The organism is Paenarthrobacter sp. NyZ202 (assembly GCF_049860755.1).
GTDB lineage: Bacteria > Actinomycetota > Actinomycetes > Actinomycetales > Micrococcaceae > Arthrobacter.
Genome location: NZ_CP187556.1, coordinates 2,544,253 through 2,563,805, shown reverse-complemented (window position 1 = coordinate 2,563,805; position 19,553 = coordinate 2,544,253). Strand labels below are relative to the sequence as shown.

The 19,553-nt window shown below is 64.6% G+C and carries 16 protein-coding genes; 12 read left to right on the top strand and 4 right to left on the bottom strand.

Annotated elements, in window-relative coordinates; all coding sequences use genetic code 11:
* Window positions 1–40: 40 nt before the first annotated feature.
* Window positions 41–2,434 carry a RelA/SpoT family protein gene (locus ACPFL9_RS11835; RefSeq protein WP_426002854.1) on the top strand — a complete coding sequence of 798 codons (2,394 nt, stop codon included), beginning with the start codon at window positions 41–43 and terminating at the stop codon, window positions 2,432–2,434.
* A gap of 17 nt (window positions 2,435–2,451) precedes the next feature.
* Here the strand turns inward: ACPFL9_RS11835 and ACPFL9_RS11830 are convergent, their stop codons facing one another.
* The 3 genes from ACPFL9_RS11830 to ACPFL9_RS11820 form a co-directional block, all read right to left on the bottom strand.
* The gene (locus tag ACPFL9_RS11830; protein ID WP_426002853.1) at window positions 2,452–3,108 is read right to left on the bottom strand and encodes a hypothetical protein; all 657 of its coding nucleotides are present in this window, start codon (window positions 3,106–3,108) and stop codon (window positions 2,452–2,454) included.
* A 100-nt stretch (window positions 3,109–3,208) separates the two neighbouring features.
* Complete coding sequence (locus tag ACPFL9_RS11825) at window positions 3,209–4,672, bottom strand: DUF349 domain-containing protein (RefSeq protein ID WP_426002851.1); 1,464 nt, start codon at window positions 4,670–4,672, stop codon at window positions 3,209–3,211.
* Between the two features lie 66 nt (window positions 4,673–4,738).
* Window positions 4,739–5,533, bottom strand: a complete 795-nt coding sequence (locus ACPFL9_RS11820; protein WP_426002850.1) for a peptidylprolyl isomerase — start codon at window positions 5,531–5,533, stop codon at window positions 4,739–4,741.
* A gap of 200 nt (window positions 5,534–5,733) precedes the next feature.
* On the opposite strand from ACPFL9_RS11820, the gene hisS reads away from it, so the two are divergent.
* From hisS to ACPFL9_RS11805, 3 genes are all read left to right on the top strand, one after another.
* The gene (gene hisS, locus ACPFL9_RS11815; RefSeq protein WP_426002849.1) at window positions 5,734–7,077 is read left to right on the top strand and encodes a histidine--tRNA ligase; all 1,344 of its coding nucleotides are present in this window, start codon (window positions 5,734–5,736) and stop codon (window positions 7,075–7,077) included.
* Window positions 7,078–7,170: 93 nt separating this feature from the next.
* Entirely contained in the window at window positions 7,171–8,958 is a 1,788-nt protein-coding gene (gene aspS, locus ACPFL9_RS11810) for an aspartate--tRNA ligase (protein ID WP_426002848.1), read from the top strand.
* A gap of 93 nt (window positions 8,959–9,051) precedes the next feature.
* On the top strand, window positions 9,052–9,795 hold the full coding sequence (locus ACPFL9_RS11805) for a GNAT family N-acetyltransferase (protein WP_426007544.1): 744 nt from the start codon (window positions 9,052–9,054) through the stop codon (window positions 9,793–9,795).
* 14 nt (window positions 9,796–9,809) lie between these two features.
* On the opposite strand, the gene ACPFL9_RS11800 is transcribed toward ACPFL9_RS11805, so the two are convergent.
* Window positions 9,810–10,496: an acVLRF1 family peptidyl-tRNA hydrolase gene (locus ACPFL9_RS11800; RefSeq protein WP_426002846.1), complete on the bottom strand. Its 687-nt coding sequence runs from the start codon at window positions 10,494–10,496 to the stop codon at window positions 9,810–9,812.
* A 41-nt stretch (window positions 10,497–10,537) separates the two neighbouring features.
* On the opposite strand from ACPFL9_RS11800, the gene ACPFL9_RS11795 reads away from it, so the two are divergent.
* The 8 genes from ACPFL9_RS11795 (at window position 10,538) to ACPFL9_RS11760 (ending at window position 19,533) form a co-directional block, all read left to right on the top strand.
* On the top strand, window positions 10,538–12,004 hold the full coding sequence (locus ACPFL9_RS11795) for a replication-associated recombination protein A (RefSeq protein ID WP_426002845.1): 1,467 nt from the start codon (window positions 10,538–10,540) through the stop codon (window positions 12,002–12,004).
* Window positions 12,005–12,208: 204 nt separating this feature from the next.
* A complete protein-coding gene (gene rpsD / locus ACPFL9_RS11790) occupies window positions 12,209–12,829 on the top strand; it encodes a 30S ribosomal protein S4 (RefSeq protein WP_426002844.1) in 621 nt (206 codons plus the stop codon).
* A gap of 139 nt (window positions 12,830–12,968) precedes the next feature.
* Entirely contained in the window at window positions 12,969–13,343 is a 375-nt protein-coding gene (locus tag ACPFL9_RS11785; protein WP_426007542.1) for a DUF948 domain-containing protein, read from the top strand.
* A gap of 19 nt (window positions 13,344–13,362) precedes the next feature.
* Window positions 13,363–13,593: a DUF6167 family protein gene (locus ACPFL9_RS11780; protein ID WP_426002842.1), complete on the top strand. Its 231-nt coding sequence runs from the start codon at window positions 13,363–13,365 to the stop codon at window positions 13,591–13,593.
* Window positions 13,594–13,707: 114 nt separating this feature from the next.
* Window positions 13,708–16,386, top strand: a complete 2,679-nt coding sequence (gene alaS / locus ACPFL9_RS11775; protein WP_426002841.1) for an alanine--tRNA ligase — start codon at window positions 13,708–13,710, stop codon at window positions 16,384–16,386.
* A gap of 2 nt (window positions 16,387–16,388) precedes the next feature.
* Window positions 16,389–16,979 carry a Holliday junction resolvase RuvX gene (ruvX, locus tag ACPFL9_RS11770; RefSeq protein WP_426002840.1) on the top strand — a complete coding sequence of 197 codons (591 nt, stop codon included), beginning with the start codon at window positions 16,389–16,391 and terminating at the stop codon, window positions 16,977–16,979.
* The gene (mltG, locus tag ACPFL9_RS11765; protein WP_426002839.1) at window positions 16,976–18,679 is read left to right on the top strand and encodes an endolytic transglycosylase MltG; all 1,704 of its coding nucleotides are present in this window, start codon (window positions 16,976–16,978) and stop codon (window positions 18,677–18,679) included. Before ruvX ends, mltG begins: the two co-directional genes overlap by 4 nt.
* On the top strand, window positions 18,676–19,533 hold the full coding sequence (locus tag ACPFL9_RS11760) for a shikimate dehydrogenase family protein (protein WP_426002837.1): 858 nt from the start codon (window positions 18,676–18,678) through the stop codon (window positions 19,531–19,533). The genes mltG and ACPFL9_RS11760 overlap by 4 nt, the downstream gene beginning before the upstream one ends.
* Window positions 19,534–19,553: the final 20 nt, after the last annotated feature.

The window sequence follows — 19,553 nt, the reverse complement described above, 5'->3', positions numbered from 1 at the left end:
ATAGACTGGGATAATTAAATCGGTCGTGAGGGGTACTTCTGTGGAAGAACGTGCGACGTCGGCACCACCGGCGGGCGGGGAAGACGGTCACGGCAGCGTGACGGTTCCGGCAACCAGCGTTGCCGGGCGGGCTCTTGGTGCTGTCCCCGTGGACGCTGCGGGCTCGCGGCCCACCTTCCCGGGGCGGCGCGAGCGGACCAGGTCCCGCCTGGCCCGCCTGACAGGACGCGGTGTCGCACCGTACTCGCCCATTCTTGAACCCTTGCTGCGCACCGTCCGAGCCAATAATCCCAAAGAGGACTTCGACCTCATCCAGCGGGCGTTTACCGTCGCCGAGCGCAGCCACCAGGGACAGAAGCGCAAGAGCGGTGACCCATACATCACCCATCCGGTAGCCGTTGCCACGATTCTTGCCGAACTCGGCATGACCGGCACCACGCTGGCTGCCGCTTTGCTCCATGACACGGTGGAGGATACGCCGTACACCTTGGCTGACCTCACCCGGGATTTCGGCCCCGAAGTGGCCATGCTGGTGGACGGTGTCACCAAGCTGGACAAGGTGAGCTTCGGCGAGGCCGCCCAGTCCGAGACCGTGCGCAAGATGGTCGTGGCCATGGCCAAGGACATCCGGGTCCTCATGATCAAGCTCGCGGACCGGCTCCACAACGCCCGGACCTGGCGTTTTGTCTCGGCAGAGTCGTCCTCGCGGAAAGCGCGGGAGACGCTGGAGATTTTCGCGCCCCTCGCGCACAGGCTGGGCATGAACACCATCAAGTGGGAACTGGAAGACCTGTCCTTCGCTGCGCTCTATCCCAAGGTCTACGAGGAAATCGTGCGGATGGTGGGGGATCGCACCCCGGAGCGCGAGAAGAGCCTCAGCGTCATCCGCAACCAGATCGCAGACGACCTCCGCACCGCGCGGATCAAGGCCACCATTACGGGCCGGCCCAAGCACTACTACTCCATCTACCAGAAGATGATCGTCCGGGACAAAGACTTCGACGACATCAACGACCTCATGGGTGTCCGCGTCCTGGTTGATTCGGTCAGGGACTGTTACGCGGCGCTCGGTACCCTCCATTCGCGATGGAACCCACTGCCAGGGCGGTTCAAGGATTACATCGCCATGCCCAAGTTCAACATGTACCAATCGCTGCACACGACAGTGATTGGTCCTGGCGGTAAACCGGTGGAAATCCAGATCCGCACCCACGAGATGCATCGCCGTGCCGAGTACGGCGTGGCTGCGCACTGGAAGTACAAGGACCAGCCCAACCGTACGGCCGTGGGTCCGGGCAGTCCCCGCGACGGCGACATGGGCTGGCTGCGGTCGCTGGTGGACTGGCAGCAGGAGACCTCCGATCCCGGCGAGTTCCTCGATTCCCTCCGCTACGAGATCAACGCCCGGGAAGTCTTCGTCTTCACGCCCAAGGGCGAGGTCATGGCCCTCCCGGCGGGTTCCACCCCGGTCGACTTTGCCTATGCCGTGCACACGGAAGTGGGGCACCGGACCATTGGCGCCCGCGTCAACGGCAAGCTCGTCCCGCTCAACAGCGAGCTGAACCACGGCGACTGGGTGGAGATTTTCACGTCCAAGGCCGAAGGTGCAGGTCCCAGCCAGGACTGGCAGCATTTCGTTAAGTCCGCCCGGGCCAGGAACAAGATCCGCCAGTGGTTCTCCAAGGAACGCCGCGAGGAAGCGATCGACCGCGGCAAGGACATGCTGACCCGCGCCATGCGGAAGCAGAACCTGCCCCTTCAGCGGCTCATGACCCACGACGCCTTGTCGACAGTGGCCGAGGACTTCCACTACGTCGACATCTCCGGCCTGTATGCCGGCGTGGGCGATGGCCATACCTCGGCCCAGTCGGTCATGGAAAAGCTCATGGAGCAATTGAGCGGCCATGAGACGCCTGATGAGGACCTCGATGAGGTCAGCATTCCTACCCAGGTGGCCAAGACCAAGTTCTCCGACTCCGGTGTCATTGTGCGTGGTGTAGGTGATGTGTGGGTCAAGCTCGCCCGATGCTGTACGCCCGTGCCACCGGATCCGATCCTTGGCTTCGTCACCCGGGGCTCCGGTGTGTCGATCCACCGGACTGACTGCACCAACGTTTCCGGGCTTCGCGACCAGCCTGACAGGATCGTGGAGGTTGAGTGGGCTCCTACGCAATCCAGTGTGTTCCTGGTGGAAATCCAGGTCGAGGCACTGGACCGCAAGTCATTGCTTTCCGACGTTACCCGCGTTTTGTCCGACAACCACGTGAACATCCTCGCCGCCTCGGTGCACACGTCCAGCGACCGCGTGGCTATCTCGAAGTTCGCGTTTGAGATGGGCGACCCCAAGTATCTGCACCATGTCCTGAACGCGGTTCGCCGGATCGATGGTGTCTTTGACGTGTACCGCACTACAGGCAACCGGCGGCGCAACTAGCAACTCGCAACCAGCAACTAGGGGGACGGCCGGCCCGCCCCGGAGGAGGCAAGCCTGCCAAGGGTAGCCAGGGCGCGCTTTTTGTGCGGAACCCGTGGCGCGGACTCGACGGCAAGGAGGAGCAGCCTCAGCCGGACCCCAAGCTCCGGGTCCTGCAGCAGGCCCCTCAAGGCCGGAATAGCCTCCCGCTGGTCCACGTGCAGGGCTATGTCCGCAGCTGTCCTCAACGGGCTGCTGACCAGCATCCCCCCGATGCTGACGACGTCCATCTGACCCAGCCGGACTTCATGGAGATTGCATCCCTTGGCGCCCCGGAGGCTGGAGATGCGGTGTTTGGCATCGACAAGCAGCGACAGGTCCTTTGGTGGGCTCGCGCAGCCATAGATCCATGCGGCCGTGAGTCTCCCGGCGACCACCTTGGTACGTATTTTCCCGGGGACAGTCAGCGACGCTGCGCGGGCGCGCAGCCGGGCTGTTAGGTCAACGCCGGGGGCGGCATAGCTTTTGCCGTAGACCGGCCGGAGGACACCGTCCACCGACATGCCCTGGAGCTCATGCCACGTAAAGATGCGCCCGGGCGAATAGAGCTCCTGAAGAGTTGGTTCCTGCAGGATTTGCACCCTGGCCGAAGCGGGGTACGCCGGGGGAGGCGGGGAGATGCGGGGAAGAGCCATTCATTGATCATTCCCTGAGCACGCAGAACGGGTACAGGCCCCGCAGCGGCTATGTGGAAAACCGTTACGGGGCCTGCGGGTGTTGCTGGACCGGCGGGGATCAGGCGAGGTCGCTGGCTGAGCGCTGGATCTGGTCCAGCCAAGCCTCGCGTGCCTCCAGTGCCTCGCGTGCTGCCTTGATGCGTCGCTGGTCGCCGGCCTTCTCGGCCTTGGCGAGATCGTCCTTGAGTCCCGCGATGGCAGACTCAAGCTGGGACAAGGCGCTGTTGGTCCGGGCCTTGGTTTCCGGGTTACTGCGGCGCCACTGATCGTCTTCGGCCTCGCGGACAGCATCCTCGACCTTGCGGAGGCCGGCTTCGATGCGGCCCATGTCGGCGCGGGGAACCTTGCCTGCGTCCTCCCAGCGGTCGCGGATGGACTGCAGGGCCTTCTTGGCGGCGTTGAGATCCGTGACAGGCAGGAGCGCCTGTGCCTCGGCGACCAATTGCTCCTTCACCGTCAGGTTCGCAGCGTACTCCTGGTCAATTTGCTCGTTGGCGGCCTGGCGGTTGGTGAAGAAGACATCCTGGGCGGCGCGGAAGCGTGCCCACAGCGCGTCGTCGTCCTTGCGGCTGGCGCGCGGGGTGGCCTTCCACTGGTCCATGAGCCGGCGGTATTCTCCGGCGGCGTAGCCCCACTCCGTGGACGAGGACAGGGCCTCGGCTTCGGCGATCAGGGCCTCCTTGGCGGCCTTCGCAGCGGAGTTGTTGCTGTCCAGCTGGGAGAAGTAGGCGCGGCGGTGGCGATCAAAGACCGTACGCGCGGAACGGAACCGCTTCCAGAGGGCATCCTCATTGCTGCGACCCAAACGGACGCCGCTCTTCTGCGCGGCTTTCCAGCTCTCGAAGAGCTCGTTCATCCGGGCGCTGGAAGTCTTCCACTGGATCTGGGCAGGATCCTGGCCGGCGATGGACTCGGCTTCAGCCACGATTGCTTCCCGGGCCGCAAGCTCGTTCGCCCGGATTGCGTCATGGGCGGCCTTCTCCGACTTTTCGAGTTCAACGATCTGCCCGGAGAGGGTGTCCAGCCGGGCTTCGGCGGAACGGATGTCTCCCACCATGTTCCGCTCTGCCAGTTGCTCGCGCAGGTGGTTGACGGTTTTCTGCATGTCGGTGGCAGGCGCCTTGGATTCCACGCGGTGCTCCAACAAGACAACCTGGGCGATGACGTCGTCGAACTTGCGCGCGAAGTAGCCCAGGGCCTCGTCAGGCGTTACGCCGGGGTATTGGCCCACGGCAATCTCTTCCCCGTCCAAGGTGAGGAAAACGTGTCCATCACCCTCGGCGCGGCCCCACTTTGCGGCTTCCGCGAGTGAGGAAGCAGACACTGCCGGCGCTGCCGGCACGACGGCGGCAGGAGTTTTGGGACGGGCAGCGAAAGCTGCGGGGGAAGGAGCCGGGCGGGGCGCGGAGGGCTTGCCGGACCCGGCAGCGGTTGCTGCCTCGGTGCCGGCGCTGCCGTTTGCCGAGGCAGCTTCCTCGTTGGCCACTACTGCTGATTCGTCGGATTTCTGACTGTCTGTCACCGCTAAAAGTCTTTCGCTTGGAGGGACTGCTAAGGTAATACGCCCCGGGCCGGGGCCCTGAGCTGGTTACTTCAGAGAAAACGAGTCTATCGTGACAGGTGCCACAGGGGCGCCGTCCGTGGTGTTTTCGCCCGGCGTGAGCCCTGCGGCAGCAATCGCTGTGACCACGTCAAGGCCGCTGGTGACCTTGCCGACCACGGTATAGCCGCCGGCGTTGTCAGCCGGGATCGTGGTGTCTTTGTAGACAATAAAGAACTGGTGCCCGTTACCGTATGCGTCGTTGCCGGTGCGGGCTACGGCAATGGTCCCCGCGGGGTAGAGATTGTCTGCAGGGGTGTTCTCGAGGGGGCCCCAACGATAGCCGGGGTCGTCGGCGCCGCTGGCATCTTTTGCCCCGCATTGCAGAAGCCCAAAGGTCTCTGCCGTGGTCAGCCGGTGGCACAACGCCCCGCTGTAGTAGTTGCTGTCTGCCAATGACTTGAAGACTGCGGCGGCCTGGGGAGCTGCGGTGCCGTTCAGCTCTACTCCCACTGCGCCACCGTTCAGGGAGAGTTCTCCCGTGAAGGTCTTGCCGGCTGCTGTTTCCGGCCCGGGAATTCCGGCGCTGTTGGACGCTGAAGGGGACGCGGATGTGGTGTTCAGGCCGGCTTCGGCGGCGGCAAACTCAGCCTCCGTGGGGTTGGAACTGAAAACGGTCAGTTGCAGCACCACCGCGAGAACCACTGCCACGCCGGCTGCACTGGCTGCAAGGACGTTGTCGCGCTTCCGGCGCTTGCCTTGCTCCTGCCGGAGTGCCCGCTTGGCTTCCATCTGCCGGATACGCCGTCTTGCTTCGCGGTCATCCCGCGACCTTGTTGCCAAGAGTCCTCCTGAAAGTGTCCACGTCCACGGCTGCCTGCAGGACCGGCGTGCTGTATTAGATGTGCACGCGCGGAAAGCATAAACTGGCTGCCGCACATAGTTTATGCATGACCTGTTGGACGCCCGCTCCCCAAACGCCGAATGGCCGGTTTGAGTCTGGTGCCGTTTCCGGTCTGCTTTCTTCAAGGAGTTCATCCACCATGGCACGTACCGCCTCCCTGTCCGGATTCCCCGAGTGGCTTCCCCAGGAACGGTTGGTGGAGCTCCATGTCCTGGACACCCTGCGGAAGACCTTCGAGCTCCACGGGTTCTCTTCCATTGAGACGCGCGCCGTGGAGACCGTCGGGCAGCTCCTCCGCAAGGGTGAAATCGACAAGGAAGTCTATGGCCTGAGCAGGCTCCAGGAAGATGACGCCGACGCAGCTTCCGGCAAGTCGGATCCGAACGCCCTTGCCCTGCACTTTGACCTCACTGTGCCGTTTGCCCGTTACGTCGTCGAGAACGCCGGGTATCTTTCCTTCCCCTTCAGGCGCTACCAGATCCAGAAGGTGTGGCGCGGTGAACGCCCGCAGGAGGGACGCGCCCGGGAATTCACCCAGGCTGACATCGACGTGGTGGGCGACGGTGAATTGCCGTTCCGCTATGACGTGGAAATCGCGCTGGTGATCGCCGAGGCCCTCAGTGCCCTTCCCATTCCTGACTTCCGGCTGAGGGTCAACAACCGCAAGCTCGCCGAGGGCTTCTACCGCGGTATCGGGCTGGATGACACTGCGGGCGTCCTTCGCAGCATCGACAAGCTCGAGAAGATCGGACCTGAAAAGGTCGCCGGGCTCTTGAAGAGCGAACTCGGGGCAAGCGATGGTCAGGCGGACCTGGCGCTGCGGCTGGCTACGATCCGGACCGAGGACACATCGTTCGTGGAAAAGGTCCGGGAGCTGGGCGTCACCCATGAGCTTCTGGAAGAGGGGCTTGATGAGCTGCGGCAGGTCATCGAGGCCGCAGTCCAGCGGGCTCCGGGCAAGGTCATCGCCGACCTCAGCATCGCCCGGGGGCTGGATTACTACACCGGGACCGTCGTGGAAACGGTGCTTGTTGGCCATGAGCAGCTTGGATCCATTTGCTCGGGCGGCCGTTACGACGCACTGGCCAGCAAGGGCAACCGGAAGTTCCCGGGCGTGGGACTTTCCATCGGCGTCACCCGCCTCGTTTCCCGCATCCTCAGCCAGGAACTCGCCACGGCAACACGCTCCGTTCCCACGGCTGTCCTCGTGGCCCTGAACCATGACGACAGCTGGTCGGCAGCCCAGGACATAGCGGCCCGGCTGCGCGGTCGCGGAATTGCCACGGAAGTGGCCGCCAAAGCCGAGAAATTCGGCAAGCAGATCAAGTTCGCGGACCGTCGCGGAATTCCGTTTGTCTGGTTCACCGACGAGGACGGCAAGCACCAGGTCAAGGACATCAGGTCGGGCGTCCAGGTGGATGCTGATCCGGAAACCTGGACTCCGGCAGAAGAAGACCTCCACGTGCGGGTCGTCACTGCCTGACCTCCCGTCATGGGAGCCGCGACCGGGGCGGGTAAACTCGGACGGGATCGTCTTTGCAGAGATCCCTCGAAAATTCATGCTGAAAGGAATGCTGTGCTGCGCACACATGACCTCGGATCACTTCGCTCCGAGCACATTGGACAGACCGTTACCCTGGCCGGCTGGGTGGGCCGCCGCCGTGATCACGGTGGCGTGGCATTCGTCGACCTGCGTGACGCGTCCGGTGTCGCACAGGTGGTCGTCCGTGAGGAAGAGGTCTTCCACGGCCTGCGGAACGAATACGTCCTGCAGGTAACGGGAACTGTCAACAAGCGCCCCGAAGGCAATGAGAATCCTGCGCTGGCCACGGGCGACATCGAGGTCATCGCGGACAAGGTGGTCATTCTCAACACGTCCGATCCGCTGCCGTTCCAGATCGACGAGCACGTGGAGGTGGGGGAGGAAGCGCGCCTCAAGCACCGTTACCTTGACCTGCGACGCCCGGGCCCGGCCCGTAACATCCGCCTTCGCTCCGAGGCCAACCGCGTGGCCCGCGACCTGCTGCACCAGCGTGGCTACGTTGAGATCGAAACACCCACGCTGACGCGGTCCACACCGGAAGGCGCCCGTGACTTCCTGGTCCCGGCACGCCTGGCCCCCGGTTCCTGGTACGCGCTGCCGCAGTCGCCGCAGCTCTTCAAGCAGCTTCTCCAGGTCGGCGGCTTCGAGAAGTACTACCAGATTGCCCGCTGTTACCGCGATGAAGACTTCCGCGCAGACCGCCAGCCCGAGTTCACTCAGTTGGATATTGAAGCCAGCTTCGTGGACCAGGACGACATCATTGAACTGGGTGAAGCGATCGTCAAGGCTCTGTGGCAGCTGATTGACGTCGAGGTTCCGACGCCGATCCGCCGCATGACCTACCTGGACGCCATGGCCAAGTACGGTTCGGACAAGCCGGACCTGCGGTTCGGCCTGGAGCTGACGGAGCTGACGGAGTTCTTCAAGGACACCAACTTCGGCGTTTTCAAGGCCCCCTACGTTGGCGCGGTTGTCATGCCCGGCGGTGCTTCCCAGGCCCGCCGCGCCCTTGACGCCTGGCAGGAATGGGCCAAGCAGCGTGGCGCCAAGGGGCTGGCGTACGTCCTGTACAAGGAGGACGGCGAACTTGCAGGCCCTGTCGCCAAGAACCTCACGGAACAGGAACGTGCCGGACTGGCCGACGCTGTCGGTGCCAAGCCCGGTGACTGCATCTTCTTCGCCGCCGGCGAGAAGAACGCCTCCCGTTCGCTGCTGGGTGCTGCCCGTGTAGAGATCGGTCACCGCACTGGCCTGATCGATCCCAAGGACTGGGCTTTCGTCTGGATTGTCGACGCTCCAATGTTCGAGCCCGCCGCCGCTGCCGTGGCGTCCGGCGATGTAGCGGTTGGTTCGGGCCAGTGGACTGCCGTGCACCACGCCTTCACCTCGCCCAAGCCTGAATTCCTGGACACGTTCGACCAGGATCCGGAGTCTGCGTTGTCCTATGCCTATGACATCGTGTGCAACGGCAATGAAATCGGTGGTGGTTCAATCCGTATCCACCAGCGTGACGTGCAGGAGCGCGTCTTCCAGCTCATGGGCCTGGACAAGGAAGATGCCCGGACCAAGTTCGGCTTCCTGCTTGAAGGCTTCAAGTACGGCGCACCTCCGCATGGCGGCATCGCGCTTGGCTGGGACCGCGTGGTCTCGTTGCTTGCGGGCGTGGACTCCATCCGGGATGTCATCGCCTTCCCGAAGTCCGGCGGTGGTTTCGATCCGCTGACGGCTGCGCCGGCTCCCATTACTCCGCAGCAGCGCAAGGAAGCCGGTGTCGACTTCAAGCCGGAAGCCAAGCCGGCCGTCAAGCCAGAGTCCGAGTAAGTGCGTTACCGAAGGCCCTCCGCGTCAAGCGGAGGGCCTTCGGTCTTTGGGAAAGGAGGGGTCCGGGTGGACCGGCAGTTGTTGGAGGGCCTGATGGACCGGGCCTGGCCTGCCTGTGACCGGGAGGACACGGGAACCTGGGTCCTGCGGGCCTCCCATGGTGTCACCCAACGGGCAAATTCGGTGTGGCCCAGGGATCCTTCCGGAGCTGATGGGGATGTTTCCGCGGCCGTCAGGGCAGCCTCTGAGTGGTACCGGCGCCGGCGGTTGCCCCTGATCTTCCAAGTGTTCGACGACGTCCGGAGCGCGGACTTGAACGCCGTGCTGGACCGCGCGCGGTTCACGCGCCAGTCCGAGACCCTGATCATGGTCCGGGGGACCCGGGACCTGCAAGGGGCGCCACCGGTCACGCCAGTGGAACTGGCGCCGGAACCGTCCAAGGAGTGGCTTCACCTGTGGTGGTCAATCGACGGCCGCGGCGGCGACCGTGAGCTTGAAATCGCACGGGCGATCCTTTCCGGCTGTCCGTCCGTGTACGCGCTGGTGAGGGACGACGACGGGCAACCGGCCGCCGTCGGGCGTCTTGCCCTGGCAGCTGGCTGGGGTGGCATCTACAGCATGGCGACGTCGGCCGCGCACCGGAGGCAGGGATATGCTTCCCGGGTGTTGGCGGCCTTGCTCACTGAAGGCCGTCGCTTGGACCTTCAGGGCTTCTGGCTGCTTGTCACGGCCGCAAACCACGGCGCGCAGGGGCTGTACCGGAGGGCCGGTTTCACCGATTCCGGCAGCTACGTCTACCGTCAGGCACCGCTGCAGAGGGCGCTGTCGGGTTGTTAGTGGCTACGTAGCCGCTACGCAGGTGCGTCGGTGACGGTGATGCGGACAGCGCAGGCGTCGGCGGCGGCCTTGGCCAGGACGGCAGTTTTGGGCTCCTGAACGTCAAGCAACGCAAGCCGGGGCCGCCTGGCCATGGAACGCATCGCCGGATGGTCCAAAACCTGCTCCACCAGGGCGCGGTCACCGCCTGGCACGATGTATTCGACGGTGTGGGCCGCGAAGATCCTGGCAGCATGTTCGGCCGCAGTGTCCACCAGGGCATCGGCCTGGTGTGTGCGCCTCCTGGCGAAACGTTGCTGGGATTGGCCTCCCGCCGCGGACCGGGACTGGACGTAGCGGTTGCCGCTCTTGGATTCCAGCACCGTCAATCCTGTGGCTGCTGCCACTGCATACCCGCCGCGGCGCACCAGGAGGATCCCCAGCCCACGCTCCTGCCTGGCCGCGGAGGCCAGGCGGTCAAGGCTGGTCTTGCCGCGGCCGGGCCTGCCATCCTCGGGCCATGGTGCCCGCAGCGCGGCAGTCGCGCCGTCGTTGGCGCAGAGAAGCAGCGCGCCGTCCCCTGTCCACTGCTCTTCGGACAGCCCTCCGTGACTTGTCGCAAAACGTTCCACCCAGCCATGCAGGCGGGAGGCCGCCACCAGGGCGTTGCGGCTGCCCGGTTTGGCGGCCCTCCGCTGCGGATTGGTGGTGGGGCGGTCCACGGCAATGCCTCCTTTGTTGGATCTATGAGTAGCCTATCCATGTGGAAGATCTCTTTGGTGCCGGGGCAGTCGACGATGAGTCGGAGGAGGTAAATGCTCCGGATGCCGGTGCCGACGCTGCGTGGCTGGCGTCCCAGCGCAGCCCTTTGGCAATACGCATGCGTCCGCGCACCCTCGACGACGTGGTGGGCCAGCAGCATCTGCTCGGTCACGGGTCTCCGTTGCGCCAACTGGCTGCGGGGGTCGAGGCCGCGGGGCCTGCCGGGCCGAGTTCGGTCATTCTGTGGGGCCCTCCCGGGACCGGCAAGACGACGCTCGCCCACGTGATTGCCCGCGGGCCGGGGCGGAAGTTCGTTGAGTTGTCCGCCATTACTGCAGGCGTCAAGGACGTCCGCCGCGTGATGGACGAGGCCCTGACCGCGAGGGACCTCTACAAGAAGACCACCGTGCTGTTCCTCGACGAGATCCACCGGTTCAACAAAGCACAACAGGATGCCTTGTTGCCCGGGGTGGAGAACCGTTGGGTCGTCCTTGTTGCAGCGACCACGGAAAACCCCTCCTTTTCGGTCGTTTCGCCCTTGCTGTCGCGGTCCTTGCTCCTGACACTGAAGCCGCTGACAGACGACGACATCGCCGGTCTGCTGCAGCGTGCCGTTGCCGATACCCGGGGGCTCGCCGGGAGGGTGGAACTCGCCCCGGAGGCCTTGGACCACCTGGTGCGGCTCTCCGGCGGCGATGCCCGCCGGGCGCTGACGGCACTGGAAGCGGCCGCGGGTGTCGCTTTCGGCGACAGCACCGCCGTCGAAACCGAAGGCAACGTTACCGACGACGGCGAACCCGGCCTTGCGGACGACGGCGCACCGGATGCTCCGGTACTGGTGGAACTGCGGCACACCGAACGGGCCCTTGACGCTGCCGCGGTCCGGTACGACCGCGCCGGGGACCAGCACTACGACGTGGCCAGCGCCTTCATCAAATCCATCAGGGGCTCGGACGTGGACGCGTCCCTGCATTACCTGGCGCGGATGCTGGAGGCGGGGGAGGACCCGCGGTTCGTGGCCCGGCGGATTGTCATCTCGGCAGCCGAAGACATCGGAATGGCCGACCCTACGGCCTTGCAGACAGCCGTGGCGGCAGCACAGGCAGTGCAGTTGATCGGCATGCCGGAAGGGCGGATCATCCTGGCCGAGGCTGTGGTCCATCTGGCTACGGCCCCCAAGTCGAACGCGGCCTACATGGGCATCAACAGCGCCATCGCCGACGTGCGGGCAGGGTACGGCGGGAGCATTCCGATGCATTTGCGTGACTCCCACTATCCGGGGGCCAAGCAGTTGGGCCACGGAAAGAGCTACAAATACGCCCACGACGAGCCGCACGGTGTGGCCACGCAGCAGTACCCGCCGGATGACCTGGTCGGCAAGGACTACTACCTGCCCACGGGCAACGGCGCGGAGCGTGACATCGCCCCCCGGTTGGAACGCCTCCGCAGGATTGTGCGGGGGCAGTAGGCGCCGGCTTGCTGCAGCACGCCGGTGCGGCATGGTCCCGTGCTAAGATGGTTCCTTGTCTGGCATGACCCGACGCACACTCCCTTCAAGGTTTTCCTTCATGGGCCATGCGCCGGGCCAGTAGCAAGAGGCAGCGGTTGGCCGATGCTCTCCCTGATGGAGGCCAGGAACACTGATACACCGCAGTAATTTGGAAGGACACAAGTGGCTAACAACACTCGTGCTCGCCGTACCGCACGCCTTTCGCGTGCACTCGGCATTGCTCTGACCCCCAAGGCCGCCAAGTACATGGAGCGCCGCCCGTACGGCCCCGGTGAGCATGGCCGTGCCCGCAAGAAGCAGGACTCCGACTACGCCGTTCGTCTGCGCGAAAAGCAGCGTCTGCGCGCCCAGTACGGCATCCGCGAAGCCCAGATGACCCGTGCCTTCGAAGAAGCACGCCGCACCAAGGGCCTCACCGGTGAAAACCTGGTGGAGCTGCTCGAAATGCGCCTGGACGCCCTGGTGCTCCGCGCCGGTTTCGCCCGCACCATCGCCCAGGCCCGCCAGCTGGTTGTGCACCGCCACATTTTGGTTGACGGTGTCCGCGTGGACCGCCCGTCCTTCCGCGTCGGCGAAGGCCAGCTCATCCACGTCCACAGCCGTTCCGAGGTCATGGCACCGTTCCAGGCAGCAGCTGCCGGTGCACACGTCCTCGCCACCACCCCGCCGTACCTGGACGTCAAGATCGACGCCCTGCAGGCAAAGCTGGTTCGCCGCCCGAAGCGCTCCGAGGTCCCCGTGATCTGCGAAGAGCAGCTCGTCGTCGAATTCTACGCACGCTAAATCTCAGCAGCGTTACAAGAAGCCCGTGGCACCTGCCACGGGCTTCTTTGTTTCCCGATAAGGTACTTGGGGAGGCCTTGGCCGCTGCAGGAAAAGCAGTGCGTGCAAGGCGCCGAATCAACCCTAGGAGATGAGTCTTATGTCCGGTGGCGACATCGCAGGCCTGATCGCAGCAGGAGTGTTCGCACTCCTGGTCCTGCTGCTGGCCGTGCCGATCCTGAAGCTTGGCGGGGTGTTCGATGAAGTGCGGACCACCATCAAGTCCCTCAGCGACGGCGCCACGCCCCTCATGGACGAGGTCACGGCAACGGTCTCCACCACCAACCAGCAATTGAAGAAGGTGGACGGCATCGCGTCCAACGTCTCAGACGCGTCGGCCAACATTTCGGCTTTGTCTTCCCTGGTGGCCGCGACGGTGGGATCTCCGCTGATCAAGGTGGCGGCCTTCAGCTATGGCGTACGTTCGGCCTTCGCAGGCCGCCGCGCCCCCTCATCCGGCCGCCGCAGCCGCTGACTTACTGGAGAAGCCCGTTATGAAGAGAATTGTATGGATGGGAATCGGCGTGGCCATCGGGGTCATCGCGTTCCGCAAATTCACCGAGGCGCAGGCGAACATCGGACCTGACGGCCTGAACCGTGCTGTAGGGCGCCTCGCTGACGGCCTCTTCGATTTTGCCGATGCCGTCCGTGCCGGGATGCACGAGCGCGAGGCCGACCTGCGCTCCGCGCTGGGCGTCGAGGCCCCCGATGCCGGTCGGAAATAGCGGACCAGGTTCGCCCCCGTGCCCGTGACAGGGCAGAATAGAAAGCTGCGGAACAGCATCAGCAGGTTCCGTGCACACCGTGTGCAGTGAATTGGAAGGGTAAGTAATCAGCTAATGAAGTCGCAGGAGATCACCAAGCGCTGGGTGGACTTTTTTGTCAGCAAGGGCCACACCGCCGTCCCCTCCGCGTCGCTCGTTTCCAGCGACCCGTCGCTCCTTTTCACTGTGGCCGGCATGGTGCCGTTCATTCCGTACCTGACCGCGCGCGAAGAGCCGCCGTACAGCCGCGCCACGAGCGTCCAGAAGTGCATCCGCACAGGGGATATCGAGGAAGTCGGCAAGACCGCCCGGCACGGCACCTTCTTCCAGATGTGCGGCAACTTCTCCTTTGGGGACTACTTCAAGGAAGATGCCATCAAGTTCGCCTTCGAACTGCTGACCCGCAGCGTGGACGACGGCGGTTACGGACTTCCAGCCGAACGCCTCTGGGTGACGGTCTATGAGGAAGACGACGAAGCCAAGGAACTCTGGCTCAAGAACACCGGCATCCCCGAAGAGCGCATCCAGCGCATGGGCAAGTCGGACAACTACTGGCACACCGGCCAGCCGGGTCCGGCCGGGCCTTGCTCGGAGATCTACTATGACCGCGGTCCGGCGTACGGTATCGAGGGCGGTCCCCTTGCCGACGAAACCCGCTACATCGAGATCTGGAACCTTGTGTTCATGCAGTACCAGATCGAGAACGTCCGGTCCAAGGTGGACTTCGACATCGTGGGTGAGCTGCCCAACAAGAACATCGACACCGGCCTCGGCATGGAGCGCCTGGCGATGATCCTCCAGGGTGTGGAAAACATGTACGAGACCGACCAGGTCCGTCCGGTGATCGACAAAGCCGCGGAGCTGTCCGGCAAGGAATACACGTCCGCGGAGTCCGACGACGACCCCCACCACACGGACGACGTGCGGATGCGCGTGGTGGCCGACCACATCCGTTCCGCACTCATGCTGATTGCCGACGGCGTGGCCCCCTCCAACGAAGGCCGGGGTTACGTCCTTCGCCGCCTGATCCGCCGCGCTGTCAGAGCGATGCGGCTGCTTGGCGTGGAAAAGGCCTGCCTGCCTGATCTGCTGCCCGTGTCCCGTGATGCCATGAAGGGTGTCTACCCGGTGGTGGAGACAGACTTCGCCCGGATCAGCCGGATCGCCTATGCCGAAGAGAAGGCATTCCTCCGGACCATCGCCTCCGGCACTGCCCGCCTGGAGGACGCTGTGGCGGAATCCAAGGCAGCCGGTGTTCCGCTGTCCGGCGCGGATGCCTTCACTCTTCACGACACCTACGGCTTCCCCATCGACCTCACGCTGGAGATGGCCGAAGAGGCCGGCCTGAAGGTTGACGAGGCGGGTTTCCGTGCCCTCATGCAGGAACAGCGCCAGCGCGCCCAGGCAGACGCCAAAGGCAAGAAGGGCGGCCATGCGGACGTCACGGCCTACCAGGAACTGCTGGGCGACGGGGAGACTGTGTTCACCGGCTACGACGAGCTCGAAGGGGAGTCCCGGGTCCGCGGGATCGTCAGCGGCGGCCACCGGGTTGCCCACGCCTCTACAGGTGACGAAATCGAAATCGTCCTGAACGAAACCCCCTTCTACGCCGAAGCCGGTGGCCAGTCCGCCGACACCGGGCTCATCACCGGTGACGGATTCGTCGTCGAGGTCCTGGACGTTCAGCGTCCCCTCAAGGGACTGAGCGTGCACAAGGCGATCGTCCGTGAAGGCGAGATTGCTTCCGACGCTTTGGTGCGCGCCGCCGTCGACCGTGAACGGCGCCATGCTGCCGAGCAGGCGCATACCGGCACGCATATCGTGCACGCCGCACTGCACCAGATCCTCGGACCGGAGGCAACGCAGAGGGGCTCCTTCAACAAGGCCGGCTACCTGCGCTTCGACTTCGCCTGGGGTGAGGGGTTGAGCTCCGCCACCCGTTCGGAGATCGAGGAAGTCTCCAACATCGCCATCCGCAACAACTTCCGGGTAGATACCAAGGTCATGGGACTCGCCGAAGCGAAGGCCCTGGGCGCCATGGCACTGTTCGGCGAGAACTACGGCAGCGAAGTGCGCGTCGTGGAGATCGACGGCGCGTGGTCCCGTGAACTGTGCGGCGGAACCCACGTGGCCAATACCTCGCTGATTGGCAGCCTGTCGCTGCTCGGCGAGCAGTCCGTTGGCTCGGGCAACCGGCGCGTGGAAGCCTTTGTCGGCCTCGACGCATTCCGGCACCTGGCCGCCGAACGGGCGCTCGTGACCGAGTTGACCGAGATGCTGAAGGTCCCCTCGGGCCAGCTGGCCGACCGCATTTCCAGCACCTTGAACAAGCTCAAGGCTGCTGAGAAGGAACTCGACCGCCTCCGCAAGGAACAGCTCGCCGCCGCAGCAGCGAACCTGGTGGGCACGGCCCGCGATGCTGGAGGCGTGCGCGTCATAGCCCACGACGCCGGCCAGGTGGGTGGCGCAGACGACCTCCGCAACCTTGCCCTGGACCTGCGCAACCGCCTCGGCTCGGAAGCTGCCACAGTCGCCGTGGCAGGTGTCAGCAATGAGCGGCCGATCATCCTCATCGCCACCAACGACGCTGCACGCGGTATGGGCGTCAAGGCAGGCGCCCTCGTCCGCCTGGCTGCCGGCATCCTCGGCGGTGGTGGCGGCGGGAAGGACGACGTCGCCCAGGGTGGCGGTACGGACGCTGGGAAGGTCGCCGAGGCCCTCACAGCGGTAGTGGACGCGATCGCCAAGCGCTGACGGTGGCTTCGGAAACAAACAGCGGCGTCTACCCCCAGGGAATTAAACTGGGGGTAGACGTTGGCACGGTCCGCGTGGGCCTGGCCGTCTGCGACCCGGACGGCATCCTTGCCACGCCACTGAAAACGCTCGGCAGGAACCCCAAAAAGAACTCCGATGTCCGCGCCTTGGCGAAACTGGTCCAGGAGCTCGGGGTTGTGCAGGTCTTCGTGGGCTTGCCACGCACCATGAAGGGTGAAGAGCGCGCCTCCGCGCAGATGGCAGGAGAGTACGCCCGGCTCCTGGCGGCGGAGCTGGCCGCCAAGGGCGTGGACGTTCCCGTCAACCTCGTGGACGAGCGGCTTTCCACCGTTTCGGCGCACCGCAACCTCCGCGAAGCTGGCATGAGCAGCAAGAACCACCGTAAAGTGGTTGATCAGGTTGCTGCTGCTGGAATACTGCAGCAAGCGATCGACATGCAAAAAGCCAGAGGAACGGACGCAGGCCGCCGCGTGCAGGCACCGGCGCCGTCCGGGATGCCAAGCAGTGCCCCAACGCTGCAGGACGCCTCTGGCAGTGAACCAGATTCTTCTACGAGGGGACTGCAACTGTGAGCCCGGTCAACAACGACCCCTCCGGTGGAACCGCTGGAGGCGGTATGCCGCTGACCCGCAAAGAGCTGCGGGCGCGCGAGCGGTTCCTCGCCACACAGAACCAGAACGTCGTACCCGTTCCTGAGGCCACCCCCGGTGAGACGCCTCCCGCGCCCGACGCCGGGCCGGCGCTGCCCCGTCCTGTGCCGGCCGTGCCCGCGGCGCCTGTCCAGGCACCGTCAGTGCCTGTCCCGCCTGTTCCCGCAGCGGCCCCCTCCGTGGTGCCGGACGCCGGTTCGACGACGCAAAAGCAGGAGCATGCTCCAGCAGACTCAGGCAATCCCGCCACGCCCGAACCGGCAGAGGCTGCGGAAACAGCACAAGCCAGGGAAGATGCAGCAACACCGGATGAGCCGATCGCTCCTGCCACTGCCGCCGTCCCCGTCCTTGCCGGGCATGGCCACGCAGACCACGGACACCACCAATCCTTCGCTGATGCCGGTGATTCCCACGCAGGCCTGGTGCAGCACCACGATGACCACCATGACGACCACCTTGGTTATGACGGGCATCCCCACCACGAGGACGACCACACGGAATTCCATGACGGGCCCCACCCGCTGCTGGCCGGGCCTGAATCGAAGGCCGCCAAGGCGGCCGCGCGGAAGGCGAGGCGCCGCCGTCGTGTGCTTGCATTGCTGATCACGCTGGGTGTTTTTGTTGCCGCGGTAGCGGTGGGTGCGCAATTCCTCAAACCGTTGCTGGGCATGGATAAAGTCAGCGATTACCCGGGCCCGGGCAGTGGTTCGGTGAGTATCACGGTTCCCGAAGGTACCGGTCCCAAGGCTGTGGCAACGGCGCTGGTGGACAACAAGGTCGTCGCCGATGCCGATTCCTTCGTCAAGGAGTTCCTCAGCCAGGGCGGTGAACTGTCGCCCGGCGAGTTCACCTTCAAGAAGGAAATGAAGAACTCGGATGCGGTGGCCGTCCTGGTCAATAAGGATGCATCCAAGGTCATTTACTTCGCCCTGAGCGCAGGGCTGCGCATCAACGAATCACTGGATGCGATTTCCAAGGGCTCAGGCATCCCGATGGCCCAGTTGAACAGCTTCAACCAGAACCCGGCCCAATTCGGGGTTCCCTCCAAGGCCAAGAACCTTGAAGGCTTCCTGGCGCCCGGTGAGTACCGCTTCCCCCTGGGTACCTCCGGCCAGGACATTATCCAGAAGCTGGTGACCACCACCCTGGATGAACTCAAGGCCCAAGGCATCACTGATCCTGCAAAACAGTACGACACCGTCACCATTGCCAGCATCGTTCAGGCAGAGGGCGGCCAGGCGGACTACGGCAACGTGGCCGGTGCCATCTACAACCGGCTCAAGCCCAACAACACCGAAACCAACGGGCTGATCCAGTCCGATGCCACGGTGACGTACGGGTTGGGGAAGAAGTCCTTCCACCTCACGGAGGAAGAGAAAGCCGACAAGTCCAACACCTACAACACCTACGCCAACGTCGGCCTCCCCGCAGGACCCATTGGCTCACCGGGCAAGACAGCCATCGACGCCGCAGCCAAGCCGACGCAAAACGACTATCTGTACTGGGTCACCATCAACCTGGACACCAAGGAGACCAAGTTCTCCAAGACGCTGGCCGAGCACAGCACCTACGTGGAGCAGTACAACGCCTGGTGCCAGGCCAATGCAGGGCGGTGCGTGTGAGCCGCCGCGCGGCGGTCCTGGGGCATCCTATCTCGCACTCGAAGTCTCCTGCGATGCACACCGCCGCGTATGCCAAGCTCGGCGTGGACATCCAGTACACAGCGATCGATGTCACGGTTGGCACGCTGCCGGCCTTCATGGAGGCCGTGCGCGCCGATGGCAGCTGGTGCGGCCTGTCCGTCACCATGCCCCTGAAGTCCGCCATGGTGGCTGAGGTTGACGAAGTCCGTGGCGCCGCCGAACCACTGGGTGTCATCAATACCGTGGCCTTTGAAGGGCAGCAGGGCGCTGTGCGCCGGGTGGGTTACAACACCGATGTGGCCGGCATCGTCGAAGCCGTCCGGTACGCGGGCCTTGATTCCACTCCTGCGGCAGCGATTCTTGGTGGCGGAGGTACGTCGGCTGCTGCACTGGCTGCCGCGGCCGCCCTCGGTGCGCGCCGCGCTGACGTTTTCGTCCGGGATACGGCCCGTGCCGCTGAAGCCACAGCTGCCGCTGCCGCCGTCGGGATTGACCTGCAGGTTCGCCCGCTGGGGGAGGCGGCCCGGACGATTGCCGGTTCCGACCTCGTGATCTCCACTTTCCCGCCCCGTGCCGCCGATGCCCTGGCCGATGAACTGGAGTCGATCCCCGTTTCCGGCACCGGTGGCGTCCTCTTGGATGTTGCGTACGATCCTTGGCCAAGCCGGATTGCCGATGTCTGGGCAGGACGCGGTGGGGCGGTGGTTCCCGGCCTTGAAATGCTGATGTACCAGGCTGCCGAACAGATCCGCCTCTTTACTGGCTGTGACGTGGATGCCGCCGTCATAGATGTGATGTGCGACTCAGTCGGGCTTCCCCGACGGGTCTTCTAGAAGCCTTACATGGCAGGATT